This window comes from Dactylosporangium maewongense (assembly GCF_039531485.1).
GTDB classification, from domain to species: Bacteria; Actinomycetota; Actinomycetes; order Mycobacteriales; family Micromonosporaceae; genus Dactylosporangium; species Dactylosporangium maewongense.
The window spans coordinates 240,179-260,444 of record NZ_BAAAQD010000006.1 but is presented as its reverse complement, the minus strand read 5'-3'; the positions used below and the strand labels follow the sequence as shown (position 1 = coordinate 260,444).

Below are 20,266 nucleotides of genomic sequence, written 5' to 3'. Positions count from 1 at the left end.
TTTCCGAACACGGGTTCGCAAAGGATGTTCATGATTATTGACCTGTCAGCTCTGGGCTGGGACGCCGCGTACGCCGCGCTGTACTCCGGCCGGTTCGACCTGCCCGGTTTCCGGCCGGCGCGGGTCAGCCGCGTCGATCGCGGCGTGTGTACGGCGATCGCGTCCGACGGCCCGCTCCGCGCGAGCCTGTCGGGGGGCCTGCTGGCGCGTGCCGCGGCCGATCCCGGGTCGCTGCCGTGCGCGGGGGACTGGCTCGTCGTCCGGACGTGGCCGGACGGCCGGCTGACGGCCGAGGCGGTGCTGCCCAGGCGCACCGCGATCATCAGGGCCGTCGCCGGTGAGGAGTCGTTCGGGCAGGTCCTGGCCGCCAACGTGGACGCGGTGGCGGTCGTGGAGCCGGTCGACCCGTCGCCGGACCTCGGGCGTATCGAGCGGCTGCTCGCCCTGGCGTGGGAGTCGGGGGCGCGGCCGGTGCTGGTCCTGACGAAATGCGACCTGGCCGCGGATCCGGAGGCGCTCGCCGGGCAGATGCCGGACGGGGTCGAGGTCCATGCGGTCAGCTCCCGCACGGGGATGGGGCTCGACGCGTTGCGGCCGCTCGTGGCGTACGGGCGGACGCTCGGCCTCCTGGGGCAGTCCGGTGCCGGAAAATCGAGTCTCGTCAACGCCCTCGCCGGGGCGCCGGTGATGCAGACGCAGGCGTTGCGTGGCGACGGACGCGGGCGGCACACCACCACATATCGGGCACTAATTCCCATGCCTGGCGGCGGTGCGGTCCTCGACACGCCCGGGGTGCGGCTCGTCGGCATGTTCGACACCGCGGCGGGCCTGGACCGGGCGTTCGCCGACGTGACGCAGCTCGCGACGCTGTGCCGGTTCGACGACTGCCGGCACGGTGAGGAGCCCGGCTGCGCGGTCCGGGCCGCGGTCGAGGACGGCGAGCTCAGCCCCCGCCGCTTCGCGAGTTGGCAGAAACTGCAGAAAGAGCAGAAGCTGGCATCGGTACGGCGGCTCAAGCGCGAGAGCCGCGACCGGCGACGGCTGGCACGCCCGTAGCGGGGGTTCCCTCGTTCGGGCGCGGAAAATTGTCATACCCCCTGGCTAGAGTTGTCGGCTGGCACCGTGACGGTGTCCGAACCGGACAAAATCACCGCTGCCGGACTCTTTGCCGCTGCTGGCGGACATATTCACTGCCAAGGGGAAGCATGTCGGATCGTCTGATCATCCGTGGCGCTCGGGAGCACAACCTCCGTGACGTCAGTCTCGACCTGCCGCGCGACGCGATGATCGTGTTCACCGGGCTCTCGGGCTCCGGCAAGTCGAGCCTCGCGTTCGACACGATCTTCGCCGAGGGGCAGCGGCGGTATGTGGAGTCGCTGTCGTCCTACGCACGCCAGTTCCTCGGCCAGATGGACAAGCCCGACGTCGACTTCATCGAGGGGTTGTCGCCGGCGGTCTCCATCGACCAGAAGTCGACCTCGCGCAACCCGCGCTCGACGGTCGGCACGATCACCGAGGTGTATGACTACCTGCGACTGCTGTATGCGCGCATCGGCGAGCCGCACTGCCCCGTCTGCGGCGAGCTGATCACGCGGCAGACGCCGCAGCAGATCGTCGACCGGGTCCTCGCGATGGAGGAGGGCACCCGCTTCCAGGTGCTCGCCCCGGTCGTGCGCGGCCGCAAGGGCGAATACCTCGACCTCTTCCAGGAGCTGCAGTCGAAGGGGTATGCGCGGGCCCGCATCGACGGCGTCGTGCACCCGCTGACCGAGCCGCCGAAGCTCAAGAAGCAGGAGAAGCACACCATCGAGGTCGTCGTCGACCGGCTCTCGGTGAAGGCGTCGTCCAAGCAGCGGCTCACCGACTCGGTCGAGACCGCGCTGAAGCTCGCCGCCGGCATCGTCATCCTCGAGTTCGTCGACGTGCCCGAGGACGACGAGCACCGCGAGCGGCTCTTCTCCGAGCACCTCGCCTGCCCCAACGAGCACCCGCTGTCGATCGAGGACCTCGAGCCCCGCTCGTTCTCGTTCAACGCGCCCTACGGCGCCTGCCCCGACTGCACCGGCATCGGCACCAAGAAGGAGGTCGACCCGGAGCTGATCGTGCCCGACCCGGAGCAGACCCTCCGCGGCGGCGCGATCGCGCCCTGGGCCACCGGCCACACCCTCGAATACTTCCTCCGCCTGCTGGAGGCCCTGGGTGCGGAGGCCGGCTTCACCCTGGACACGCCCTGGCGCGCGCTGTCGTCGCGGGCGCAGAAGGCGATCATGTACGGGTCGGAGGACCAGGTCCACGTCCGGTACCGCAACAAGTACGGCCGCGAGCGCTCCTACTACACCGGCTTCGAGGGCGTGGTGCAGTGGATCGAGCGCCGGCACTCCGACACCGAGAGCGACTGGTCCCGCGACAAGTACGAGGGATACATGCGCGACGTGCCCTGCGGCACCTGCGGCGGGTCCCGGCTCAAGCCCGAGATCCTCGCGGTCACCATCGCCGGGCACAGCATCGCCGACATCTGCAACCTGTCCGTCGGTGACTGCGCGGAGCTGCTCGGCGCGATGACCCTCACCGACCGGCAGAAGCTCATCGCCGAGCGGGTCCTGAAGGAGATCAACGCCCGGCTGCGGTTCCTCGTCGACGTCGGCCTCGACTACCTGTCCCTGGACCGTGCCTCCGGCACCCTGTCCGGCGGCGAGGCGCAGCGCATCCGGCTCGCGACCCAGATCGGCTCCGGTCTCGTCGGCGTCCTGTACGTGCTGGACGAGCCCAGCATCGGCCTGCACCAGCGGGACAACCACCGGCTCATCGAGACCCTGACGCGGCTCAAGCGGCTCGGCAACACGCTGATCGTGGTCGAGCATGACGAGGACACGATCCGCACCGCCGACTGGATCGTCGACATCGGCCCCGGCGCCGGCGAGCACGGCGGCCGGGTCGTGCACAGCGGGCCGTATGAGGAGCTGATCACCGCCGAGGAGTCGGTGACCGGTGCCTACCTGGCGGGCCGGCGCAGCATCCCGACGCCGGAGATCCGCCGGCCCCGCACGCCCGGCCGCGAGCTGGTCGTCGTCGGCGCTCGCGAGCACAACCTGCAGAACCTGACCGTCCCGTTTCCGCTCGGGCAGTTCGTGGCGGTGACCGGCGTGTCCGGGTCCGGCAAGTCGACCCTGGTCAACGACATCCTCCACGCGGTCCTCGCCAACGTCGTCAACGGCGCCCGGCTGGTGCCCGGCCGGCACACCCGCATCTCGGGGCTCGAGCAGGTCGACAAGGTCGTCGGCGTCGACCAGTCACCGATCGGCCGCACCCCCAGGTCCAACCCGGCCACCTACACGGGCGTGTTCGACAACGTCCGGAAGCTCTTCGCCGAGACCACCGAGGCCAAGGTGCGTGGTTACGGTCCGGGACGCTTCTCGTTCAACGTGAAGGGCGGGCGCTGCGAGGCGTGCGCCGGCGACGGCACGATCAAGATCGAGATGAACTTCCTGCCCGACGTGTACGTGCCGTGCGAGGTCTGCAAGGGTGCGCGGTACAACCGCGAGACCCTCGAGGTGCACTACAAGGGCCGCACGATCGCGGAGATCCTCGACATGCCGATCGAGGAGGCCGCGGGCTTCTTCGAGGCCATCCCCGCCATCCACCGGCACCTGAAGACGCTCAACGACGTGGGCCTGGGCTACGTGCGCCTCGGCCAGCCCGCGCCGACGCTCTCCGGCGGCGAGGCGCAGCGGGTCAAGCTCGCGTCGGAGCTGCAGAAGCGGTCCACCGGCCGCACCGTGTACGTGCTGGACGAGCCGACGACCGGCCTGCACTTCGAGGACATCCGCAAGCTGCTCATCGTGCTGCAGAGTCTCGTCGACAAGGGCAACACCGTGATCGTCATCGAGCACAACCTCGACGTCATCAAGTCGGCGGACTGGCTCATCGACATGGGCCCCGAGGGCGGTCACAAGGGCGGCACGGTGGTCGCGGTGGGCACGCCGGAGGAGGTCGCGGAGATCGCCGACAGCCACACGGGCAAGTTCCTGCGGCCGGTGCTGGGCCTGAAGGGCGACGTCAGCGGCGACACCACGGCCCGCGACCGGGCGGTCAAGGCCAACGGCGCGGTGTCCGCACCGGCTCGGGCCGGCCGGAAGGCCGCGGCGCCGCGGACCCGGGCGGCGGTCTCGACCGTGGAGCCCGACGACCTCCCGGCGGCGGAGCCGGCCCGGACCGCGGCCGCGCGGCCGGCCAAGGCGACCGCCACACGCGCGAAGGCGACCAAGGCGGCACCCGCGAAGCGCGCCCCGGCGAAGAAGGCGGCCGCGAAGGGCTGATCGACCGGCGTCTGGCTGCTGTTTCGTTCTGCCGGTGTCGTACCAGCGGAAACGTCGGAACGGGGGAGAGGGCCGCCTGCTGGCGGATGCGGTGACCGAGGAACGGTGCGGATCGGGCGCTGCTACGGTGGCCGCTGGCAAGGCCCTCACCCCAGGAGGACAAGACGTGCCGGTTCAGGACGTGTTCAACCCTTGCTCGGCCCGCCGGGCACTGCTGCTGGGCGCGGGCGCGCTCGGCGTGACGGTGCTCGCGGGCTGCGGCGGCGACGAGGAGACCCCGGCGGCCGCGGGCAGCCAGCCGCCTGCCTCCGCCGCGCCGACGACCGCGGCCAACCCGTTCGACAACACCGCGCCCGCGACGGGTGCCAGCGACGCGGCGCCGCCGGCGGGTGCGCTGGTCGCCGTGAAGGACGTGCCCGTCGGTGGCGGTGTGATCGCCAAGGACACGATTCTCGTGGTGCAGGCGAAGCAGGGGACGTTCAAGGCGTACCAGGCGAGCTGCCCCCACCAGGGTGTCACCGTGGAGCCTCCGTCGCCCGGAGCGACGACGATCATGTGCCCGGGGCACAACTCGCAGTTCAAGATCGCGGACGGCAGCCTCGCGCGGGGGCCGGCGACGCGTGGGTTGAACGCTGTGCCGGTAAAGGTGCAGGCAGGGTACGTGGTCGAGGCCTAGGCGTCCGTCTCGTTGTGTGATCGCTGCGAATGTCACGGGCGGGTAACGGATTCTCAGAGTTTGTTGAGCATTGAACCGTACGCTCCATGATCTACGTATTTCCTGGCGTAGCCAGCAGGCCAACGACCTTGGAGGAGCCTATGAGTGACACGACTCGCCGCGCGGTGCTCGCCGGAGCGGCCGGAATCACGGCCGTGACGGCACTCGCCGCCTGTGGAGACGACAGTGACGACAGCGGCAAGACCGGCGACAGCAGCACCGGCGGTGCCGCCTCAGGCGTCCTGGCGACCAAGGCCGACATCCCTGTCGGCGGCGGCAAGATCTTCAAGGACGGCGGCGGCGTTGTCGTCACCCAGCCGGAGGCCGGGCAGTTCAAGGCGTTCAGCTCGATCTGCACCCACCAGTCGTGCGTCGTCTCCGACGTCTCGGCCGGCGCGATCAACTGCCGGTGCCACGGCAGCGTCTTCTCCGCGGCCGACGGCTCCGTGAAGAACGGCCCGGCCACCAAGGGACTGGCCGAGAAGACCCTGAAGGTCGACGGGGACAACATCTCCCTGGCGTGAGCGCGCTTCCGGGGGGTCGGCGTTTTGTCGTACCCCCCGGATAGTCTCGAAGAGTGCCAGATCCGTCCACGTATCGACCCGCACCCGGGACCATTCCCGACACGCCAGGGGTCTACCGGTTCCGCGACCCGTCGGGGCGCGTCATCTACGTGGGCAAGGCCAAGAGCCTGCGGCAGCGGCTCAACTCCTACTTCGCCGACGTGTGGACCCTGCACGCGCGCACCCAGCAGATGGTCACCACCGCGGCGAAGGTCGACTGGGTCACGGTCGGCACCGAGGTCGAGGCGCTCCAGCTCGAATACAACTGGATCAAGGAGTATGACCCCAGGTTCAACGTCCGCTACCGGGACGACAAGAGCTACCCGTATCTGGCGGTCACGCTCGACGAGGCCTATCCGCGCCTGCAGGTGATGCGCGGCGCCAAGCGCAAGGGTGTGCGCTACTTCGGCCCCTACGCGCACGCCTGGGCGATCCGCGAGACCCTCGACCTGCTGATGCGCGTTTTCCCGGCGCGGACCTGCTCGTCCGGCGTGTTCAAGCGCGCCGGCCAGATCGGCCGCCCCTGCCTGCTGGGCTATATCGGCAAGTGCTCCGCGCCGTGCGTCGACCGGGTCAGCGAGGAGGAGCACCGCCGCATCGTCGACGACTTCTGCGACTTCATGGCCGGCAAGACCGACACGATGGTCAAGCGGCTCGAGCGGGAGATGTTCGCCGCCTCCGACGAGCTGGACTTCGAGCGCGCCGCCCGCATCCGCGACGACCTGGGCGCGCTGCGCCGGGCGGTGGAGAAGCAGGCGGTCGTGCTCGGCGACGGCACCGACGCCGACGTGGTCGCGTTCGCCGACGACCCCCTGGAAGCGGCCGTCCAGGTGTTCCACGTGCGCGGCGGCCGGGTCCGCGGCCAGCGCGGCTGGGTCGTGGAGAAGACCGAGGACCTCAGCGCCGGCGACCTCGTCCACCACTTCTGCAGCCAGATCTACGGCGCCGAGGCCGGCACCGACCCCGCCGACCTGCCCAAGGAGCTGCTCGTCCCCGAGCTGCCGGCCGACGTCGACGCGCTCGCCGACTGGCTGAGCAAGCTGCGCGGCAGCCGGGTCGCGATCCGCGTGCCGCAGCGCGGCGACAAGAAGGCCCTCGCCGAGACCGTCGCGCGCAACGCCGAGCAGGCCCTCCAGCAGCACAAGCTTCGCCGCGCCGGCGACCTGAGCACCCGCAGCAAGGCCCTGGAGGAGATCGCCGAGGCGCTCGGCATGCAGACCGCCCCGCTGCGCATCGAGTGCTACGACATCTCCCAGATCCAGGGCACCGACGTCGTCGCCAGCATGGTCGTCTTCGAGGACGGACTGTCCCGCAAGAGCGAATACCGGCGCTTCGCCATCAACGGCGCCACCGACGACGTCTCCGCCATCTCCGAGGTCCTGCGGCGGCGCTTCGCCCGCTACCTGGACGCCAAGGTCGAGCTCGACTCGCTGGCCGAGGAGGACGTCGACCCGTCCCGCCCCGGCATCGACCCGACGACCGGCCGGCCCCGCAAGTTCGCCTACCCGCCCCAGCTCGTCGTCGTGGACGGCGGCCAGCCCCAGGTCAACGCCGCCGCCCAGGTCCTGCTCGACCTCGGCATCGACGACATCACCATCTGCGGCCTGGCCAAGCGGCTGGAGGAGGTCTGGCTCCCCGACGACGAGTTCCCCGTCATCCTGCCCCGCGCCTCCGAGGGCCTCTATCTCCTGCAGCGCGCCCGCGACGAGGCCCACCGCTTCGCCATCACCTACCACCGCCAGAAGCGCTCCAAGCGCATGACCGAATCGACGCTCGACAACGTCCCCGGCCTCGGCGAAATCCGCCGCAAAGCGCTGCTGCGCCATTTCGGCTCATTGAAGCGTCTCAAGGCGGCCAGCATCGATGAGATCGCCGAGGTGCCGGGCATCGGCCGCCGGACGGCGGAGGCGATTCTGGTCGCTCTGAACGGCCCACCTTCGCCCGCGCCGGCCACGCCCTCTTTACCGGCCGCATCGTTGGCGCCGGCTCCTGCCTCCTTACCGCCGGTGATCGACCCGACCTCTTCGCCCTCCGATTCCTAACCGACCGCAGACGTCGCCCACGGTCTCGGTCTCCGCCCAGCGGATCGATCGTGGTCATAGCCGTCGTCCTTCGATTCTGGCGGTGGCTGGTTTCGGTTGAGGGATCCGCCTACGGGTCGGCTGACGTTGCGCTGCTGTCCGTGCGGGTTCGCCGATCTCTGTGGGTTACTGATCAGGCCAGCACGGAGGTGGGTTCTTTTCCGCCCGGCTGGGGCGGGCGCCAGGTGACGTGGTCGCCCTCCGTGCCGTGGTCGCGGTGATTCCTCGGCTGCCGTCCTCGCATGGTTCAGCGCCGTCGAGTGTCATTCGGCGCTTCCACGCTGTCGTTGGCTTTCACAACCCATCCACATCACACCGGGCGCTGAGGCCGCGCCCGCCGTCGTGGTCACAACCAGTGCTGCCCCCTCTCGCGGGCGGTCTTGGTGGCCGGCGGGGCGGTTGTGGTGGTGGGTGTCGTGATCGATGTCGTGTGGTGGTTGTCCGGGCGGCCAGGGGCGTCCTTCGATCATGGTGGCGGCTGGGTTTTGGTTGAGGGATCCGCGTGCGGGTCGGCCGCCGTTCTCGCATGGTCCAGCGCCGTCGAGGGCGTCATTCGGTGATTCCACGCCGTCGTTGGCTTTCGCACGGAGTGATCGAAGTCGCGTGGTGGTCGTCTGGACGGCCAGGGGCGTCCTTCGATCATGGTGGTGGCCGGTTGGCGGCTGAGGGATCTGCTTGCGGGTTCGCCGGTCGCTGTGGGAGCGGCCGGGCAGGCCGGCGGGGTGGAGGCGGCCTGCCCGCATGGGCGTGGGTGTGCGTTCAGTGGTGTGGTCGCGCTGATCGGCCCGGCTCCGTTCCCGTGCAGGTTCGGCGCTGTGGAGGGCGTCATTCGGGCTTCCCCGGCTGGGCTGGGGACCCTGAAAAGGTACAAACCGACCGAGCCGCCGGACGGGCGGGCGGCACGGCATAAACTCGTCGGCGTGGTGAGCGAAGAAGCGTCGGGGGTGCCTGACCGCACGGCGACCGACCTGGTCATCGTGACGGGGGTGTCCGGCGGAGGGCGGAGCACGGTCGCCCGGGCGCTGGAGAACGTCGGGTATTACGTCGTGGACAACCTGCCGCAGGCTCTGCTGCTCGACATGGCGGAGCTGGCGTTCGCGGCGCGGGGGGCGGCGCGGCGCACGGCGATGGTGCTCGACGTGCGCAGCCACGCGTTCTCCACCGATCTGCCGGGCGCGGTGAAGTCGTTGCGGGAGCGGGGGTTCAACCCGCGGATGGTGTTCGTCGACGCCGACGACGAGGTGCTGATCCGGCGGTTCGAGAGCGTGCGCCGGTCGCATCCGTTGCAGGGCGGCGGGCGGCTGTCGGACGGCATCGCCGCTGAGCGGAAGCTGCTCCAGGAGGCCCGCGAGCAGGCGGACGTGCTGATCGACACCAGCCACCTCAACGTCAACCAGCTCCGCGGGCGCATCGAGGAGATGTTCGGCGAGGAGGACACGACCCAGATCAGGGTCACGGTGCTGTCGTTCGGCTTCAAGTACGGCCTGCCGCCCGACGCCGACTTCGTTCTCGACGCGAGGTTCCTGCCGAACCCGTACTGGGTGCCGGAGCTGCGCGAGCACACGGGACGCGAGACCGACGTGAGCCGGTACGTGCTCGGGCAGCGCGGCGCGGTCACGTTCGTGGAGACGTACGCCCGGCTGATCAACGCGACCGCTCCAGGCTTCGAGCGGGAAGGCAAGCGCTACCTCACGATCGCCGTCGGGTGCACGGGTGGCAAGCACCGCAGCGTCGCGATCGCCGAGGAGCTCGCCCGGCGGCTGCGCGAGATGCGCCTCGCCGCCGCACCGCAGCACCGCGACCTGGGGCGCGAATGATCGCAGCGGAGGTGATGGCGTGAGCGGTGTTCGGGTCGTCGCGTTCGGTGGTGGGCATGGGCTGTCCGCGTCCCTGCGGGCGCTGCGGCGCATCCACCTGGACACGCCATTGGACATCACCGCCGTGGTCACGGTCGCCGACGACGGGGGGTCCAGCGGGCGGCTGCGCGCGACCCGCGACATCCTGCCGCCCGGGGACCTGCGCCAGGCGCTCGCCGCGCTCGCCGACGAGGAGGCGATGGCGGAGGTGTTCCAGCACAGGTTCACCGGCAACGACGACCTCGCCGGGCACCCGGTCGGCAACCTCGTCCTGTGCGCCCTGATGGAGCTCGCCGGCGACCCCGTCGTCGCGCTGGACCAGGCGGCGCAGATGCTGCGCTGCGACGGGCGGGTGCTGCCCATGTCGCGGCAGCCGCTGCACATCGAGGCGGACCTGTCCGAGTGTGGTGAAGTGGTGACGGTGCGCGGTCAGCATGCCGTCGCGGTCACTCCGAAGCGGATCGACCGGGTCCGGCTCGTGCCGGTCGCACCGGAGGCCTGCTCGGAGGCCGTACATGCGACGAAGAACGCTGACTGGTTGCTGTTCGGGCCAGGATCGTGGTTCACCAGCGTGATCCCGCATCTGCTGGTGCCTGAACTGGCCGCAGCGATCTCCATGAGTCCCGCGAAGCGCCTGGTCACGCTCAATCTGGCGCCCGACAGCGAGACGGCCGGCCTGACCTTGCCGGAACACCTTGCCGCCCTGCGTCGTTACCTACCTGGGCTACATGTCGATGTAGTTCTTGCCGACGGGAAAGCCGTAGGCGACCCCGAACCGGTCCATCGTGCGGCAGAATCGCTGGGTGCACGTCTGGTGCTCGCGCCGATGGCTGTCGCTGACGGAGCACCGCTGCACGACCCGCACGCGCTGGCCGCAGCCTTGAAACCACTGCTGAGCAGCACCACCGACAGTTCGATTGAGCCCCGCGAGGTGACGACAGAATGGCGATGACCGCTGCGGTCAAGGACGAGCTGAGCAGGGTGGATGTAGCGAAACCCTGCTGCCGGCGCGCCGAGATGGCCGCGCTGCTCCGCTTCGCGGGCGGGTTGCACATCGTCTCCGGCCGGGTGGTCGTCGAGGCCGAGCTCGACACCAACGCCGCCGCCCGCCGGCTCCGGCGGGAGGTTTCGGAGGTGTACGGGTACCAGAGCGAGATCCACGTCCTCGCGTCCGGCGGCCTGCGGAAGGCCAGCCACTTCATCGTGCGCGTGGTCAAGGACGGCGAGGCGCTCGCGCGGCAGACGGGACTGCTCGACGTCCGTGGACGGCCGGTCCGGGGGCTGCCGCCGCACGTCGTGTCGGCCAACATGTGCTGCGCCGTCGCGGCGTGGCGGGGCGCGTTCCTGGCGCACGGCTCGCTGACCGAGCCGGGCCGCAGCTGCGCCCTGGAGATCACCTGCCCCGGCCCGGAGGCCGCGCTCGCGCTCGTCGGCGCCGCCCGGCGCATCGGGATCACCGCCAAGGCCCGCGAGGTCCGCGGCGTCGACCGTGTCGTGGTCAAGGACGGCGATGCGATCGCCGCGCTGCTCACCCGCATCGGCGCGCACCAGAGCGTCCTCACCTGGGAGGAGCGCCGGGTCCGCCGCGAGGTCAGGGCCACTGCCAACCGCCTCGCCAACTTCGACGACGCCAACCTGCGCCGCTCCGCCCGCGCCGCCGTGGCCGCCGCCGCCCGGGTCGCGCGCGCGATGGAGATCCTCGCCGACAACGCCCCCGAGCACCTCTTCAGCGCCGGCACCCTGCGCCTCGAGCACCGGCAGGCGTCCCTGGAGGAGCTCGGCGCGCTCGCTGACCCGCCGCTCACGAAGGACGCGATCGCCGGGCGCATAAGGCGTCTGCTCGCCCTCGCCGACAAGCGCGCCCGCGACCTCGGAATCCCCGACACCGAGTCCGCCGTCACGCCGGAGATGCTGGTCAGTTAGCTCATCCATGCGGACTCCGGTCCGTCGTGGGCACGGCCGCGTGTAACGCGGCGCCGGCCGGGGCGCCCCGTCGCGCCGCGCCTCGTCGCGCCTCGTCGCGCCTCGTCCGGCCGAGGCCGCGACAAGCCCGCGCGGCCGCCTCGGGGTGGGACGTGTCGCGGGCTGAGCTGTGCACATTGTCCGGAGTCCCGTGTGCCCCAGCGCCACACGAACTCTTCCGGATCATGCGTGCGGTCTGGCGGGAGCCTGGGCGTTTCATGATCCGGAAGACTTTGTGCAGCCTGGGCCGCGTGAGCTCTTCCGGATCGCGAGGGGCGGGTGGTTCCCGTGATCCGGAAGAGGTCGTGCATCGGGGCTACTCAAGGTCTTCGGATCGCCCGCCGCGGGATGCCTTGATCGCGCCCATTTTTTGTCGTACCCCGGCGAGACAATGTCCCCAACGTCGACGCACGGGGCACGGGACGATCCCGCACCCCGCCGAGGGAGGGTGAAAACCATGATCGGGCTGTGTGCTCAGACACCCCCGCGGGAGTTCGGTGCTGTGCAGGCGATAGGGTTTTCCTGTTCGGCGACGAAGCCGTCCGTATGCCGCTCTACGCGGCCGCTCCCCGCTCATGGGCCTCACCGATTAGGACCACGACCGGGCGAGCCATGATCACTCACGGGCGACCGGCATCGGCAACGGCCGGCCGCGACGAGGCGAGGAGATGTGTCGAAGTGACCATCCGGGTTGGCATCAACGGCTTCGGCCGCATCGGCCGCAACTTCTTCCGTGCGGCGCTGGCCAAGGGCGCTGACATTGAAATTGTGGGCGTCAATGACCTCACTGACAACGCGACGCTGGCGCACCTGCTCAAGTACGACAGCATCCTGGGCCGCCTGCCCTACGAGGTGAAGGCGACCTCCGACGAGATCACCGTCAACGGCAAGACGTTCAAGGCGCTCGCCGAGCGCGACCCGTCGAAGCTGCCGTGGGCCGACCTGGGCGCCGACGTCGTGATCGAGTCGACCGGCATCTTCACCGACGCCGAGAAGGCCAAGGTCCACGTCGCCGCGGGCGCGAAGAAGGTCATCATCTCGGCGCCGGCCAAGGGCGAGGACGTCACGGTCGTCCTGGGCGTCAACGAGGACAAGTACGACGCCGCGAACCACACCATCATCTCCAACGCGTCGTGCACCACGAACTGCCTCGCGCCGATGGCCAAGGTCATCAACGACACGTTCGGCATCGAGCGTGGCCTCATGACCACGATCCACGCGTACACGCAGGACCAGAACCTGCAGGACGCCCCGCACAAGGACCTGCGTCGCGCCCGCGCCGCCGCCCTGAACATCGTGCCGACCTCGACCGGTGCCGCCAAGGCGGTCTCGCTGGTCCTGCCCGAGCTCAAGGGCAAGTTGGACGGCTACGCGCTGCGTGTGCCGATCCCGACCGGCTCGGCCACCGACCTGACCGTCACCGTGGGTCGCGAGACCACGGTCGACGAGGTCAACGCCGCCATGAAGGCCGCCGCCGACGGTCCGCTCAAGGGCATCCTGACCTACACCGAGGACCCGATCGTCTCCAGCGACATCGTCACCGACCCGGCCTCGTGCATCTTCGACGCCGGCCTCACCAAGGTGATCGGCAACCAGGTCAAGGTCGTCGGCTGGTACGACAACGAGTGGGGCTACAGCAACCGCCTCGTCGACCTCGTCACGCTGGTGGGCACCGGCCTGTGAAGACGCTCGACGACCTCCTGAGCGAGGGCGTCAAGGGTCGGCGCGTGCTCCTGCGCGCCGACCTGAACGTTCCGCTCGACGGAGACAAGATCACCGACGACGGGCGCATCCGGGCGGTCCTGCCGACGCTCAACGCGCTGCGTGAGGCCGGCGCGCGGGTCACCGTCGTGTCGCACCTGGGCCGTCCGAAGGGCGAGCCCGACCCGAAGTACACGCTGCAGCCGGTCGCGAACCGGCTCGGCGAGCTGCTGGGCAAGCCGGTCGCGTTCGCCACCGACACGGTGGGGGAGTCGGCGCGGGCCGCGGTCGCCGGGCTCGGCGACGGTGACGTGGCGCTGCTGGAGAACCTGCGGTTCAACAAGGGTGAGACCAGCAAGGACGAGGCGGAGCGGGGCGGTTTCGCCGCGCAGCTCGCCGAGTTCGCCGACGTGTACGTCGACGACGCCTTCGGTGCGGTCCACCGCAAGCACGCGAGCGTGTTCGACGTGGCCGCGCTGCTTCCGCGGTACACGGGCGGCCTCGTGCAGCGCGAGCTGGACGTGCTGTCGAAGCTCACCGGCGACCCCGAGCGGCCGTATGTGGTCATCCTCGGCGGCTCGAAGGTCTCCGACAAGCTCGCCGTGATCGAGGCGCTGCTGCCGAAGGTCGACAAGCTGCTCATCGGCGGCGGCATGTGCTTCACCTTCCTCAAGGCCCAGGGCCACGAGGTCGGCAAGAGCCTGCTGCAGGACGAGATGGTCGCCACCTGCGCCGACCTGCTCGCCCGTGGTGGCGGCAAGATCGTGCTGCCGGTCGACGTGGTGACGGCGGACAAGTTCGCGGCCGACGCGAAGACCCAGGTCGTCGCCGCGGACGCGATCCCGGCCGAGGAGCTCGGCCTGGACATCGGACCGGAGTCGGTGACGCTGTTCGCGCAGGCCGTCGAGTCCGCGAAGACCGTGTTCTGGAACGGGCCGATGGGCGTCTTCGAGCTGGCGCCGTTCGCGGCCGGCACGCGGGGCGTCGCCGAGGCGATCACCAAGATCGACGGCTTCAGCGTCGTCGGCGGCGGTGACTCGGCCGCGGCCGTGCGCGCGCTCGGCATCCCGGAAGACGGGTTCAGCCACATCTCGACCGGTGGTGGCGCGTCCCTGGAGTTCCTCGAGGGCAAGGCGCTGCCCGGCATCACGGCACTGGAGGCCTGAGCGATGGCAGAAGCAACCGGCCGCCGGCCGCTCATGGCCGGCAACTGGAAGATGAACCTCAACCACCTCGAGGCCATCGCCCTGGTGCAGAAGCTGGCGTTCAGCCTCAACGAGCAGCAGCTCAACGACGTCGAGGTGGTCGTGCTGCCGCCGTTCGTCGACATCCGCAGCGTGCAGACGCTGGTCGACGGCGACAAGCTGCTCATCGGCTACGGCGCTCAGGACCTGTCGCAGCACTCGTCGGGTGCGTACACGGGCGAGATCTCCGGCGCGATGCTGGCGAAGCTCGGCTGCCAGTACGTGGTCGTCGGGCACTCGGAGCGCCGCCAGTACCACGGCGAGGACGACGCGCTCGTCAACGCCAAGGTGAAGGCCGCGCTCGCGAACGGCATCGCCCCGATCCTGTGCGTCGGCGAGGGCCTGGCGGTCCGTGAGGCCGGCGAGCACGTCGGTTACACGCTCGCCCAGCTCGACGCCGGCCTCGAGAAGATCAAGACCGACGAGGTCGAGAAGATCGTCGTGGCGTACGAGCCGGTGTGGGCGATCGGGACCGGCAAGGTCGCGACGCCGCAGGACGCGCAGGAGGTCATCGCCGCGATCCGGACCCGCCTCGCGGAGAAGTACACCGGCGGCACCGCCGACCGGGTGCGCATCCTCTACGGTGGCTCGGTCAAGCACGACAACGTGGCGTCGATCATCGAGCAGCCCGACATCGACGGCGCGCTCGTCGGTGGCGCCAGCATCGATGCGGAGGGTTTTGTCCGCATCTGCCGCCTCGGCAAGTAACCAGTTCAGAACACAGCGTCGCGCGGTCCGGATCCGGGCCGCGCGACGCTGTTTTGTATCCCACCCCCGGTTCCGCCCGGCATGAACGCCGCCTAAAGTGGCCTGGTCCGCAGCCCCGACACCGGGTTGCCGGACACGCTCGCGCACAGCGCGGGCAGCCCCGCGCCGGACGCGGGAGCAACAGCCAGGGCCGCCCGCCACGAACGGGCCGACCATGACGAGTGGGGACCGAGCATGCTCGCTAAGCGTTTCGTCGCGTCGTTGGCCGGCCTGTCGCTGCTCGCGACGGCGGCCTGCAGCGACGCCGGCGCCGAGAACCGCCCACAGCCGCCGAAGACCGGCGGGACCCTCCGCGTCGTCGTCAGCGCCATGCCGGCCCACCTGGACCCGCAGCGCATCGCGACCGCGACCGAGGCCAACATCAGCCGCCTCACCACCCGGACGCTCACCACGTTCCGCTCCGAGCCCGGCGAGGCCGCCAGCGAGATCGTCGGTGACCTCGCCACCGACGCCGGCCGCCCCAGCGAGGGCAACCGTGTGTGGGACTTCCAGCTCAGGGATGAGCTCCGCTGGGAGGACGGCACCCCGATCACCTGCGCCGACGTGAAGTACGGCGTGGAGCGCAGCTTCTCGAGCCTGTTCTCGGTCGCCCAGCCGTACCCGAAGACGTACCTCGCCGGCACCGAGAGCTACGCGGGCCCGTTCGTCGGCGGCAACAACAATGGCAAGGGCCTGCAGTCCGTGCAGTGCGTCGACAACCGCAACATCAAGTTCACGCTGTCCCAGCCGGTCGGCGACTTCGGCTACACCGCGGCGATGTCGGTGTTCGCGCCGGTCCAGGCCAAGCAGGACACCAAGGGCGAGTACGACAAGAAGCCGTTCTCCAACGGCCCGTACAAGCTGCAGGAGAACACCGACCAGCAGCTCGTGTACGTCCGCAACCAGTACTGGGACCGCAAGACCGACAGCGTCCGCAAGGCGTACCCGGACAAGATCATCATCCAGGCGAACGGTGACCTGCCGACCGTCACGTCGAACCTGATCCAGAGCGAGGGCGACTGGGCCGAGACGATCGACCTGGACAAGAACGTCGCGCCGAACTTCGTGCAGCAGGTCGTCAACGACTCCGGCCTGTCCGCACGGGCCGTGCAGGGCAGCTACGGCGGCATCCGGTACCTGTCGGTCAACACCAAGCGCATCCCCGAGCTGGACTGCCGGCGGGCGCTGGTCTTCGCCTTCAACAAGCGGAAGTTTCGCGCGGCGATGGGCGGCTCCGTCTTCGGCGACTACGCCAACACGATGATCGCCCCACAGCTGAAGGCCCACAAGGACTTCGACCTGTACGACAGCACCGCCAACGTCGAGGGCAAGCCGGACGTGGCGTTGAAGCTGATGGACGACCAGCGGAACAAGGGCAAGCCGTGCGCCGCGACGCTCACCCTGGCGATCCCGGAGCAGAAGGACATCCGCCGCCTGGCCACGACGATGGTCGAGACGTACCAGCAGATCGGCATCCAGCTCAAGGTCAACGGCATCGACCCGGAGACGTACTTCGACGTCATCGGCAACCCGGCCAACACCAACGACCTGCTCTGGGCCGGCTGGATCCCCGACTGGGCCAACGGCTCCGCGGTCATCCCGCCCCTGTTCGACGGCCGTCTCATCCCCACCAAGGCCAACGCGACCAACAACCAGAACTACGCCCTGCTCAACGACGCCGAGATCAACAACGACATCACGGCGGCGCTGGAGGAGTCGGTGCCGGAGCGCCAGTTCCTCCTCTGGGGCGAGCTCGACGAGAAGATCGCGAGCAGGGCCGCCGCGATCCCGATCATCTACATGAAGGCGCTGCGCATGTCCGGCACGAAGGTCCGGGGCGGCTTCATCCACCCGCAGTTCGGCCAGCCCGACCTGTGTGCCCTGGGCCTCGCGTAATCCAGTAAGCTTCGGCGGTAGCTTTCCGCCCACCGAGAGGACGACCGCGCCATGACGGCGTTCGCCTACACCCTGATCGTGCTGCTCATCATCACGAGCGTGCTGCTCACCATGCTCGTGCTGCTGCACCGCGGCAAGGGCGGTGGCCTGTCGAGCATGTTCGGCGGCGGCGTCTCGTCCAGCCTCGCCGGCTCGTCGGTCGCCGAGAAGAACCTCGACCGCTACACGCTGCTGGTCGGCATCATCTGGTTCGCCTGCATCGTTGGTCTTGGCCTCTGGCTGAAAATTGTTCAAAACGGTGGTGCCTGAGCACGCTCCGCGTTCTAGACTCATGCGCGCGGTCCGTTTGACGGGCCGCGCGCAGGTGTTTTTCGCCCACACTCCTGCCTCCGCACGACGTCGCACCCCCCCGACGAACAGGAGCGAGCAGCCGTGGCAGCTGGTAACGCCATCCGCGGGACCCGAGTTGGTTCCGGCCCCATGCGTTGGGCCGAGCGCGGTGAGCAGGCGGCCCGTCGCAGCGTCACCTACTGGTGCGCCAACGGTCACATGACCGAGCCCGCCTTCGCCGCCGAGATCACGCCCCCGGCCACCTGGGACTGCCCCCGGTGCGGGCTTCCCGCCGGCCAGGACGAGCAGGCGCCGCCGGAGCGACCGCGCGCCGAGCCGTACAAGACCCACCTGGCCTACGTGAAGGAGCGCCGCTCCGACGAGGACGGCGAGGCCATCCTGGCCGAGGCCCTGGCCCGCCTCCGCCAGCGTCGCGCCTGACAAACCCCGGCCCGAGCCACGTTGCCGTCGTGCCGATGGCGTACGCCATGATCCGGAGCCTATGGCGACGAGAACTCTTCCGGATCATGAGCAGGACGCCCCAGTCGCGGTGCTGTGTGCCGTGATCCGGAAGAGTTTGTGCTGTTGGGGCGACACAAATTCTTCCTGATCACGAGAGTCGACGGGCCGAGCCGCGTTGCCGTCGTGTCGGTGGCGTACGCCGTGATCCGGAGGACTTGTTGCGCCTTTGGCGACAAGAACTCTTCCGGATCATGAGGAGGACGCCCCAGTCGCGGTGCTGTCCGCTGTGATCCGGAAGAGTTTGTGCTGTTGGAGCGACGCAAAGTCTTCCGGATCACGAGAGTCGACGGGCCGAGCCGCGTTGCCGTCGTGCCGGCGGTGTACGCACGTGATCCGGAAGACTTGTTGCGCCTATGGCAGCAAGAACTCTTCCGGATCATGAGGAAGGCGGGCGTCAGGCGGGGAGGGAAGCGGCGGCGGCGCGGTCCAGGAGCCAGAGGGTCCGGTGTTCGCCGCGGACGCGGGCGGCGGGGAGGGCGGCCGGTGTGGCCGTGTGGGCCTCGCGGACCGCGTCGGCCTTGCCGTCGCCCGCGGCGATCAGCCAGACCTCGGCGGCGGTGTTGATGGCCGGGAGGGTCAGCGTCACGCGTACCGGTGGCGGCTTCGGGCTGTCGTGCACCGAGGCGGTCGTGCCGGTCTCGTCGATGACCGGGTGGCCGGGGAACACCGACGCCACGTGGCCGTCCTCGCCGACGCCGAGCAGCACCACGTCGAACCGCGGCAGCCCGGCGGCGCCACCCGACTCAGCGGACCCGGCAGGCTCGATCGACCCGACGGCGGCGGCGTCAACGGCGGCCATACCGGCCGCCGCGAGTCCGGGTGCGCCCGCGGCGGCCGCGGCCGCGCCCGCCGCTCCGAGGCCCGCCGCACCGCCGCCGACAACGCCACCGGAAGCGCCGGCGGAGGCGGCGAGTTCGCGGGCGTAGGACGCCGCCGCAGCGGGGGCGTCGTCGCCGAGCGGGCCGTCGGAGGCGGGCATCGGGTGGACGCGGGCCGGGTCGACCGGCAGGCCGTCCAGCAGCGCCGCCCTGGCCTGGGTCTCGTTGCGGTCGGGGTCGCCGGACGGCAGGAACCGCTCGTCGCCCCACCAGAAGTCGACCCGCGACCAGTCGACGGCGTCGCGGGCCGGGCTGGCGAGGACCGCGGCGTAGATCTGCGCGGCGATCCGGCCGCCGGTGAGGACGAGGGACGCGACGCCCCGCTCCGCCTGCGCGTCCGTGAGCCGGACGATCAGGCGGGCGGCGGTCGCCTCGGCCAGCAGTTTCGGGTCATCGTGAATGACGACGGTCATGAAGCGACGGACTCCAGGGACGAGGGGGACGAGGGCGTAGCGGCCTCCGGGCGCTCGGCGAGCGCCGGGTCCTTCCAGATGTGCACCCGCGGCGCCCCGCGCTCGTCGAGGTGCTGCTTGCCGGTGGCGGCGGCGAGCGCGGCCGCGTACGGCTGGTCGGGGTCGAGGCGGCGCAGCTCCTCGGCCAGCTCCTCGCCGAGCGGGCGCCGGCTCAGCGGCAGGATCCGGTCGGGCTGGCCGGTGCGCTGGAGGGTGGCGATGCCCGCGTTCAGGTCGCGGATGAGGTTCATGCTGCTGCCGTCGGCGAGTTCCAGGTTCACCGCCTCCATGATCTTGCCGGAGCCGGGCTTGCGGGTCGGGTGGACGCCGAGGCGGGCCTCGAGCCAGCCGCCGAGCAGCGGCGCCGTGGGGTCGAGGTCGGGGGCGATGATCTCGACGGCCCTGACGCCGACCCGGGTCGCGTCGAAGGCGCCGGCGAGCAGCGTGCGCCACGGGGTGATCCGTGACCAGGCCAGGTCGGTGTCGCCGGGCACGTAGTCCTCGGCGCGGATGCGCAGCGCGTCCACGGGGTCGGGTGCCTGGGCGCTGTCGGTGATGCGGCGGTCCGCGACGACGCCCAGCGGGTCGTACGCGATCCGCTCCGGTGGCGTGCACTGCCACCAGGTCACCACCGGCACGTCCGGGGCGAGCAGCGGCATGACGACCGACTCGGCGTGCAGCGCCAGGCGGCCCTGCATGCGCATGACGACGGCCTCGCACGGTCCGAGCCGCCCGCCGACGACGATCTCCGCGTCGAGGCGGGACCGCTGCTGGGTGACGTCGGCGCGCACGATGATGAGCAGCCGGCACGGGTGCGCGGACGCGGCGATGGTCGCGGCGGCCTCCGCCTCCCGGACCTGCCGCTCGTCGACGACGGCCACGAGGGTGAGGGCGAGGCCGCTGGTGAGCCCGCCGGCGCTGCGCCGCTCGTTCGCCAGGGCCTTCACGACCTCGATGCCGGTGGTGTCCCAAAGTCCGATCATGACCAGTCCCCTTCGAAGAA

15 protein-coding genes and 1 pseudogene are annotated in these 20,266 nt (G+C 70.3%); 14 read left to right on the top strand and 2 right to left on the bottom strand.

The genetic code is table 11. The annotated features are described in order from the left end of the window. Positions 1–30: 30 nt before the first annotated feature. The 14 genes and pseudogenes from rsgA to ABD332_RS17575 all read left to right on the top strand — a co-directional run bounded on the left by rsgA (position 31) and on the right by ABD332_RS17575 (position 17,852). Positions 31–1,056: a ribosome small subunit-dependent GTPase A gene (rsgA, locus tag ABD332_RS17640; RefSeq protein ID WP_344503019.1), complete on the top strand. Its 1,026-nt coding sequence runs from the start codon at positions 31–33 to the stop codon at positions 1,054–1,056. 149 nt (positions 1,057–1,205) lie between these two features. Beyond that, a pseudogene (gene uvrA, locus ABD332_RS17635) lies at positions 1,206–4,145 on the top strand (excinuclease ABC subunit UvrA); the annotation flags it as partial. Between the two features lie 337 nt (positions 4,146–4,482). Next, the gene (locus tag ABD332_RS17630; protein WP_344503018.1) at positions 4,483–4,992 is read left to right on the top strand and encodes a Rieske (2Fe-2S) protein; all 510 of its coding nucleotides are present in this window, start codon (positions 4,483–4,485) and stop codon (positions 4,990–4,992) included. Between the two features lie 140 nt (positions 4,993–5,132). After that, complete coding sequence (locus ABD332_RS17625) at positions 5,133–5,555, top strand: Rieske (2Fe-2S) protein (protein ID WP_344503017.1); 423 nt, start codon at positions 5,133–5,135, stop codon at positions 5,553–5,555. Between the two features lie 53 nt (positions 5,556–5,608). Beyond that, positions 5,609–7,636, top strand: coding sequence for an excinuclease ABC subunit UvrC (gene uvrC, locus ABD332_RS17620; RefSeq protein ID WP_344503016.1), 2,028 nt, complete (start codon positions 5,609–5,611; stop codon positions 7,634–7,636). A 983-nt stretch (positions 7,637–8,619) separates the two neighbouring features. Beyond that, positions 8,620–9,492 carry an RNase adapter RapZ gene (gene rapZ, locus ABD332_RS17615; RefSeq protein WP_344503015.1) on the top strand — a complete coding sequence of 291 codons (873 nt, stop codon included), beginning with the start codon at positions 8,620–8,622 and terminating at the stop codon, positions 9,490–9,492. Between the two features lie 19 nt (positions 9,493–9,511). Then, on the top strand, positions 9,512–10,483 hold the full coding sequence (locus ABD332_RS17610; protein WP_344503014.1) for a gluconeogenesis factor YvcK family protein: 972 nt from the start codon (positions 9,512–9,514) through the stop codon (positions 10,481–10,483). Next, on the top strand, positions 10,474–11,454 hold the full coding sequence (whiA, locus tag ABD332_RS17605; RefSeq protein WP_033359740.1) for a DNA-binding protein WhiA: 981 nt from the start codon (positions 10,474–10,476) through the stop codon (positions 11,452–11,454). Before ABD332_RS17610 ends, whiA begins: the two co-directional genes overlap by 10 nt. A 717-nt stretch (positions 11,455–12,171) precedes the next feature. Beyond that, positions 12,172–13,176 carry a type I glyceraldehyde-3-phosphate dehydrogenase gene (gap, locus tag ABD332_RS17600; RefSeq protein ID WP_344503013.1) on the top strand — a complete coding sequence of 335 codons (1,005 nt, stop codon included), beginning with the start codon at positions 12,172–12,174 and terminating at the stop codon, positions 13,174–13,176. Next, a complete protein-coding gene (locus tag ABD332_RS17595) occupies positions 13,173–14,360 on the top strand; it encodes a phosphoglycerate kinase (RefSeq protein WP_344503012.1) in 1,188 nt (395 codons plus the stop codon). Before gap ends, ABD332_RS17595 begins: the two co-directional genes overlap by 4 nt. 3 nt (positions 14,361–14,363) lie before the next feature. Continuing rightward, positions 14,364–15,146, top strand: coding sequence for a triose-phosphate isomerase (tpiA, locus tag ABD332_RS17590; RefSeq protein ID WP_344503011.1), 783 nt, complete (start codon positions 14,364–14,366; stop codon positions 15,144–15,146). 234 nt (positions 15,147–15,380) lie between these two features. Beyond that, positions 15,381–17,081 (top strand): ABC transporter substrate-binding protein, encoded by a 1,701-nt coding sequence (locus tag ABD332_RS17585; RefSeq protein ID WP_344503010.1) that lies wholly within the window; start codon positions 15,381–15,383, stop codon positions 17,079–17,081. 51 nt (positions 17,082–17,132) lie between these two features. Next, the gene (gene secG, locus ABD332_RS17580) at positions 17,133–17,390 is read left to right on the top strand and encodes a preprotein translocase subunit SecG (protein WP_344503009.1); all 258 of its coding nucleotides are present in this window, start codon (positions 17,133–17,135) and stop codon (positions 17,388–17,390) included. Positions 17,391–17,513: 123 nt separating this feature from the next. Further along, entirely contained in the window at positions 17,514–17,852 is a 339-nt protein-coding gene (locus tag ABD332_RS17575; protein ID WP_344503007.1) for an RNA polymerase-binding protein RbpA, read from the top strand. Positions 17,853–18,327: 475 nt separating this feature from the next. Here the strand turns inward: ABD332_RS17575 and ABD332_RS17570 are convergent, their stop codons facing one another. Together ABD332_RS17570 and ABD332_RS17565 are read right to left on the bottom strand one after the other, a co-directional pair. Then, positions 18,328–19,224 (bottom strand): 6-phosphogluconolactonase, encoded by an 897-nt coding sequence (locus ABD332_RS17570; protein WP_344503006.1) that lies wholly within the window; start codon positions 19,222–19,224, stop codon positions 18,328–18,330. After that, positions 19,221–20,246, bottom strand: a complete 1,026-nt coding sequence (locus ABD332_RS17565) for a glucose-6-phosphate dehydrogenase assembly protein OpcA (protein ID WP_344503005.1) — start codon at positions 20,244–20,246, stop codon at positions 19,221–19,223. Before ABD332_RS17565 ends, ABD332_RS17570 begins: the two co-directional genes overlap by 4 nt. Positions 20,247–20,266 lie beyond the last annotated feature (20 nt).